At 69.6% G+C, this 6,043-nt stretch carries 6 protein-coding genes; 4 read left to right on the forward strand and 2 right to left on the reverse strand.

From position 1 onward, the window contains the following. The coding region (locus tag I6U14_RS14185; protein WP_296900165.1) for a gamma-glutamyltransferase at window positions 1–1,283 on the reverse strand (1,283 nt) is incomplete at its 3' end. Window positions 1,284–1,587: 304 nt separating this feature from the next. On the opposite strand from I6U14_RS14185, the gene I6U14_RS14190 reads away from it, so the two are divergent. Then, complete coding sequence (locus tag I6U14_RS14190; RefSeq protein WP_296900166.1) at window positions 1,588–2,538, forward strand: PfkB family carbohydrate kinase; 951 nt, start codon at window positions 1,588–1,590, stop codon at window positions 2,536–2,538. Between the two features lie 125 nt (window positions 2,539–2,663). Here the strand turns inward: I6U14_RS14190 and I6U14_RS14195 are convergent, their stop codons facing one another. Beyond that, window positions 2,664–3,251 (reverse strand): methyltransferase, encoded by a 588-nt coding sequence (locus tag I6U14_RS14195; RefSeq protein WP_296900167.1) that lies wholly within the window; start codon window positions 3,249–3,251, stop codon window positions 2,664–2,666. 56 nt (window positions 3,252–3,307) lie between these two features. Between I6U14_RS14195 and I6U14_RS14200 the strand changes: the two genes are divergently transcribed. From I6U14_RS14200 to hypD, 3 genes are all read left to right on the forward strand, one after another. Then, a complete protein-coding gene (locus I6U14_RS14200) occupies window positions 3,308–4,684 on the forward strand; it encodes a hypothetical protein (RefSeq protein ID WP_296900168.1) in 1,377 nt (458 codons plus the stop codon). A gap of 50 nt (window positions 4,685–4,734) precedes the next feature. Continuing rightward, complete coding sequence (locus tag I6U14_RS14205) at window positions 4,735–5,004, forward strand: HypC/HybG/HupF family hydrogenase formation chaperone (protein ID WP_296900169.1); 270 nt, start codon at window positions 4,735–4,737, stop codon at window positions 5,002–5,004. Between the two features lie 23 nt (window positions 5,005–5,027). Then, the coding region (gene hypD, locus I6U14_RS14210) for a hydrogenase formation protein HypD (protein ID WP_296900170.1) at window positions 5,028–6,043 on the forward strand (1,016 nt) is incomplete at its 3' end.

Genomic DNA, 6,043 nt, shown 5'->3' on the forward strand with positions numbered 1-6,043 from the left:
ACCAGCACCTGCAGGATCGCGCTTCTGATGCGGTTGCTGCCGCTGGAGCCGGTGACGGTCCAGCCGCCGGCGCCATGGGCCAGCAGTGTCGGGCACATCATGGAGCCGAGCCGGGTATTCTCAGGCCAGCGGTGGAAGCTACCGCCGGCGAGATCTGCTTCGCCCAACATGTTGTTCAGGATAATGCCTGTGCCCGGCAGGACATAGGCCGCCCCTTCGCCGTTGGATAGGGTCAGGCTGGCCAGATTCCCGTCGCGGTCCACAATGCTGATCTGCGTCGTGCCGCGGTGAACGGCAGGCCCGAATGCTTGCAGCCGAGCAGCGAAGCCGGTGCGTCTCGCCGCCCGCGCGGCGGCATCGGGTAAACGCCCGTGCGGGAGCGCCGCGCGGATCTCCGCTGTTACGGCCATCGCGGTCGCTAGGGCGAGGCGATGCGCGGGGCTGCCGAAGGCCATGTTGTCGACGGGTGTCTCCGCGAGCAGCTCGAGGGTCAGCGCCAGCAGGGCGCCGCCCACGGACGGTGGCGGATTGAGGTATAGCCGGGCGTCGCGGTAGTCCAGTGCGAGCGGCGCGCGGTGTGCGACCCGATAGTCTGAAAGGTCTGCGATGCACAAATGGCCGCCGCCCGCCGCACAGTCCGCCGCGAGCCGCTCTGCCCAGGGGCCGCCGTGCAGCACCGCGGGGCCCGCTTTTGCCAGCGCGTCCAGCGCCGCGGCGAGCTCGGGCCAGGGCACGCGCTCGCCGACGGTGGCGAGCCGATCCGGCCGCGCTGGTGATGCGAACAAGGCGAAGGCGGTTGGATCGGCTCGCAAGATGGGCTCGACGATGCGGGCGATGCCGTGCTGCACGGCATTGACCACAACGCCGCGCGCCGCCAGCGTCTGGGCCGGCGCCAGCAGATCCAGCATGGGTAACCGGCACAGGCGCCGCTGGATCTCGAACAGCCCCGCCACCGCACCCGGGGTGGCCATGGCGCCGCGGCCGATGTGGAACTCCTGCGTGGCGTCGCCGAAGTCGGCATGCACCGGGTGGAAGTCGAGCCCGGCCGTGGGTGCCTTGCGCTGGGGCGTCTGGGTGAAAAAATCGAGCACCAGCGGCGCGTCCCCCGCCGGGCGGGCGTGCAGGAAGCCGCCGCCGCCGAGGGAGGCGAGCACGGGCTCGGCGACACAGGCAGCTGCCAGTGCCGCCACGACGCCGTCGAAGGCGTTGCCGCCCGCCGCGAGCACGGCTGCTGCGGCGGCGGCGGTGTCGGGATGGCCGGCGGCAACGATGGCGCGGGGCATGGATAATGTGGCTTGTCTTGATTGGGTGCGGCCTTGGGCCGCTATAGTGACCTTCGGGGCGGACCGCGGTAGTCCTGTGGGCGCCCGCTCATATTAACCGGCCGGCGACTGTCGCCGATGAACGCAGTGCATTCCATGGCAAAAGACCCTGCCGCGTGCATTGCCGCACAGCAAGCAGAGCTCGGGCGCGTGCGCGCGGAGGCCTGGCCCGTCTTGCCGCACGGGGCCGCCACGGGCGTAACGGGCCAATGGGCACCGGGCATCGCCGGTGCGGGGCCCGCATCTCATGCCGGCTGAGGCGGGCATGCCCGGTGCCGTGCTCGGCGTCGGCATCGCGACGCTCGACATCGTCAACAGCGTCGCTGAGTACCCGGCCGAAGACGCCGAGGTGCGTGCGCTGGACCAGCGCACGGTGCGCGGCGGGAATTGCGCCAACACTCTGGACGTGCTCGCACAGCTCGATCACCGCTGCGCCTGGGTCGGGGTGCTGGCCGGTGACGCGGGCGGGGACTTCATCGCCGCCGATCTGGCGGCCCGCGGCATCCAGCACACACACGCACGGTGCCTGGCGGGTGGTGCCACGCCGACCTCGTACATCGCCTTGAGCCTCACCACCGGCAGCCGGACTATCATCCATTACCGCGACCTGCCCGAGCTGACAGCGGCCGATTTCCACTGCGTGCCCCTGTCCGGCTGGGATTGGGTCCACTTCGAGGGGCGTCATCCTGCCGAGACGGCGCAGATGATCGCCCGTGTGCGCCGAGAGCGCCCCGCTGTGCCCGTATCGGTGGAGATCGAGAAGCCGAGGGCGGGCATTGAGGCATTGTTCAACGGCGCGGATGTGCTGATTTTCTCGCGCGCCTACGTCCAGGCGCTGTCCGCGCCCGGCGAGCCAAGCCCTCGCGAGTGCCTGCACCGACTCGCGGCGCAGACCGACGCCGCCCTCTGTCTGCTGCCCTGGGGCGCGCAGGGCGCGTATGGCCTCGCGCGAGACGGTGCGGTGGTGTTCGCGCCGGCGCATCCGCCGGCGGTGCTGCGTGACAGCCTTGCCGCCGGAGATGTCTTCAATGCGGCCATCATCGACGGGTTGATGGCGTCTGGTGTGCGCTCGGTCGCCGACGTCGGGTCGGCGGATCTGCGCGCGCTGTTGGAGCGAGCCAACCGTCTCGCCGGATGCAAATGCGGCATGAAAGGGTTGGACGGCCTGGCGGCCGCCGCCCGCGGCTCGGGCTGGCCGGGGGGCGGCGGCCCTTGACCAGTGGGATTCCGCTCTTTGCGCTTCGGCACTGGCCGGGTATCTGACGCCCTTGCCAGTACACAGGCGCGCTGGAGGGGCGGAGTCGCTTTCGGCGACGTCGCCGTGCTGAGCCCGGGCGCTGGCTAGCGCAACGCCAACGCCACGGTGTAGTGCGGCCCCTGTTTGAGCTTGTCGTAATTGCCGAACACCTCGCGCAGGTGGCGCTTCATGAATTCACGCAGCCCGTTGACGGTGACCACGTAGAGCTGACCGCCGGGCCTCAGCCGAGCATGGGCGTCGTGCAGCAGCAGCGTGAGTAGTTCCTTGCCCACCTTGGCGGGGATGTTGCTCGCGATGAGGTCGAAGCGGCGGGCCGGATCGATCTGGTCAAAGCCGTTGCTGAGCTGTGCCTCGGCGTTGGCGAGGCCGTTCAGGGCCGCGTTACGGCGGGCGAATTCCATGGCCACGAAGTCCTTGTCTACCATCAGCGTGCGTCCGGCGGGCGCCAGCGCCGCCAGCGTGCAGCCGATTGCGCCGTAGCCGCAGCCCAGGTCCAGGCAGTCGGCATCCGGGGCCGCCTTCACATGGCGCAGCAACAGCGCGGTGCCGGCATCGATCTCGCGCGGCGAGAACAGCCCCCACGTGGACTCGAAGCGCAGCCGCCGGCCCGCCAGCTCGGCGTCGAAGCGGATCGGTGCGCGCAGCGCGGTCAGTGCTTGCTCGGACAACATGCAGGGATAAGCCGTTGGCGTTCGCTGGGGCCGCTGGGTGAAAGCGCGCAGTTTACATGGCCATGTCTGCGGAGATCGTCATCTACACTTCGAGTCTGATCGCTGCACCGCCTGTGAGCCGCACATCGCCGACCCAGCCCGTGTCCGACCTCGCCGGTCAAATCCACATCAGCCTGACGCCGGGTGGTCACCCAGCCGTTTTCATTGGCTCTACGCGTCCGCTGACGGCGGCGCGGGTATTTGCCGGCAAGCCCGTTGCCACCGTCACGGGGCAACTGCCGCTGCTGTTCAGCGTGTGCGGAACGGCCCAGGCAGTCGCCTGCGCCAACGCCTGCGAGGCGGCGCTCGGGCTGGCGCCTGCGCCCTCCGCCCGACGGGCGCGCACGCTGTTGCTGCATGCCGAGACCGCGAAGGAGCACCTCTGGCGGCTCCTGCTGGACTGGCCCAAGGCCCTTGCGCCTGTGCTGAGCGTGCAGGGGACGGGCGATCTGCCTGTGCAATCCAACGAGCGGGAAGTAGCCATGGCCACCGCCATGCGCGCTTTCCTGCAACTGCGCTCGGCGCTCGGCACGGCCGGCGATCCGTTTCTGCCGGGCGCGGGCCCCGTCCGTCCGGCAGCGGACGCTGTGGAATCCGCCTGCGCGCGCCTTGCGCCCACCGCTGCGGAGCTGGTCTTCGGCGCGGCGCCGGCCTCTTGGCTCGCCGCCACGGCGACTGCGGCGGACCTGCAGCATTGGGCGGCCGGGACGCCCACCCTGGGGGCGGCTCTGGTGCGGTGGTTGACTTCAAGCGGGCTCGCTGACTTGGGGCGTTGGAACCTCGGCACCCTGCCGGGCGCACTGGATGGTTCCGATAGCGCTCTGGTGGAGCACTTGGTGCCCGCCCTCGCAGCCGCGGATGGGGATGCCTTCATCGCGGCACCGACGCTGGACGGCGTGCCGGCCGAAACCACCCCCTTCGCGCGGGAGCAGGGCCGGGGCGGCTTGGTTGCAGACCTCGCTAGCCGGTATGGGAATGGCCTGTTGCCGCGGCTCGGTGCCCTGCTGGCGGAGCTGGCGCGGAACGCCGCCCTGCTTGCGTCGCCCGCAGCTGCGAGCGCGCCGACAGGCGTCGCGCTGGAAGCGGGCGCGGGCAGCGGCCTGGGCGCGGCGCCTGCAGCCCGGGGTCTGCTGCTGCACCGGGTGGTCTTGGCCGGCGGAGCTACGCCAGCCGAGGCGCGGGCTCGCGACTACCGCATCCTGGCGCCGACGGAGTGGAACTTCCATCCGCGGGGTGTCGTCGCCGCCGGCCTAGAGCAGCTGATGGACGGCCCACTGGCAGCTCAGTCGCGACCTGATCGAGGCGCTGATGCCCATGCCACCCTCAAGGCCGTGGCGCGGCTGCTCGTGACCGCCGTGGACCCCTGCGTCGACTATCGCTTGTCGGTATGCTGACAAACCCAAGCAGCCGCCCCATCTGCGTACCAATAAAGCTGGAGAAGCCCATGTGCCTCGCCATTCCTGCCCGCATCCTGGAACTGGATGCCGACACCGATCAAGCCGTCGTCGCTTTGGGTGGCGTCAGGAAGCCCATCTCGCTGGCACTCGTGGAAGATGCCGCCGTTGGCGACTTTGTGCTGGTGCATGTGGGCTACGCATTAAATAAGGTAAGTCCAGAGGAGGCCGAGCGGACGCTGGCGCTCATCCAGGCTGAAGGCGAGATGGACCCAGATGCGCTCGACACCGACCTGACCACGGGGGAGGCGCCGCGATGAATGCGCCCCAAAGCACCGGCGCTATGCGGTACATCGACGAGTTCCGCGACGGCGCCCTGGCCCGCAAGATCGCCGCCACCATCGCCGCGGAAGTGGACCCCACGCGCGAATACCGGCTGATGGAGTTCTGCGGCGGGCACACCCACGCCATCTACCGCTACGGTGTGCAGGACCTGATGCCGGACAACCTCAGGTTCGTCCATGGCCCCGGCTGCCCCGTCTGCGTGCTGCCCATGGCACGCATCGACCAGGCCATCGCCATGGCCGTGGCGCATGGCGTCACCCTCTGCACCTATGGCGACCTGATGCGCGTACCGGCGAGCGAGCGTCAGAGTCTGCTCAAAGCCAAGGCGGGCGGTGCGGACATCCGCATGATCTACTCCACCCAGGATGCACTGGCCATCGCCCGCCGGCAGCCGGACCGGCAGGTGGTGCTCTTCGCCATCGGCTTCGAGACCACCACGCCGCCGACGGCGGTGGCGCTCCAGGCGGCCCGCGCCCAGGGGCTCGTTAACTTCTCGGTGTTCTGCAACCACGTGCTGACGCCGCCGGCGTTGAAGACCATTTTGGCGTCTGCCGGCCCGGACGGCGTGCAGCTGGACGGCATCCTCGGCCCGTCGCATGTGAGCACCATCATTGGCAGCCGGCCGTATGAATTCGTGCCCGCCGAGTTTGCCAAGCCCGTGGTCATCGCAGGCTTCGAGCCCCTGGACGTGATGCAGAGCACCCTGATGCTGGTGCGCCAGATCAACGCCGGGCGCTGCACCGTCGAGAACCAGTACACCCGCGCCGTCACCCGAGATGGCAATACCAAGGCTCAGGCGCTGATGGATGAGGCCTTTGCCGTCCGTGGCAGCTTCGAATGGCGCGGTCTCGGCCATCTGCCGGAGAGCGCCCTGCGGCTCGCGGAGGCCTATGCGGACTTCGATGCCGAGCAGCGCTTCCCAGTCGCCCCGGGGCGAGGGAAAGAAATCAAGGGCTGCGAATGCCCGAGCGTGCTCCGCGGCACCATGGAGCCCACCGACTGCAAGCTCTTCGG

Source organism: Thiohalocapsa sp. (genome assembly GCF_019695415.1).
GTDB lineage: Bacteria > Pseudomonadota > Gammaproteobacteria > Chromatiales > Chromatiaceae > Thiohalocapsa.

What these genes read in the sequence shown, in the direction of transcription:
- I6U14_RS14195 (WP_296900167.1), bottom strand. Translation starts at nt 3,251, where the DNA reads ATGTTGTCCGAGCAAGCACTGACCGCGCTGCGCGCACCGATCCGCTTC.
- I6U14_RS14190 (WP_296900166.1), top strand. Translation starts at nt 1,588, where the DNA reads ATGCCCGGTGCCGTGCTCGGCGTCGGCATCGCGACGCTCGACATCGTC.
- I6U14_RS14200 (WP_296900168.1), top strand. Translation starts at nt 3,308, where the DNA reads ATGGCCATGTCTGCGGAGATCGTCATCTACACTTCGAGTCTGATCGCT.
- I6U14_RS14205 (WP_296900169.1), top strand. Translation starts at nt 4,735, where the DNA reads ATGTGCCTCGCCATTCCTGCCCGCATCCTGGAACTGGATGCCGACACC.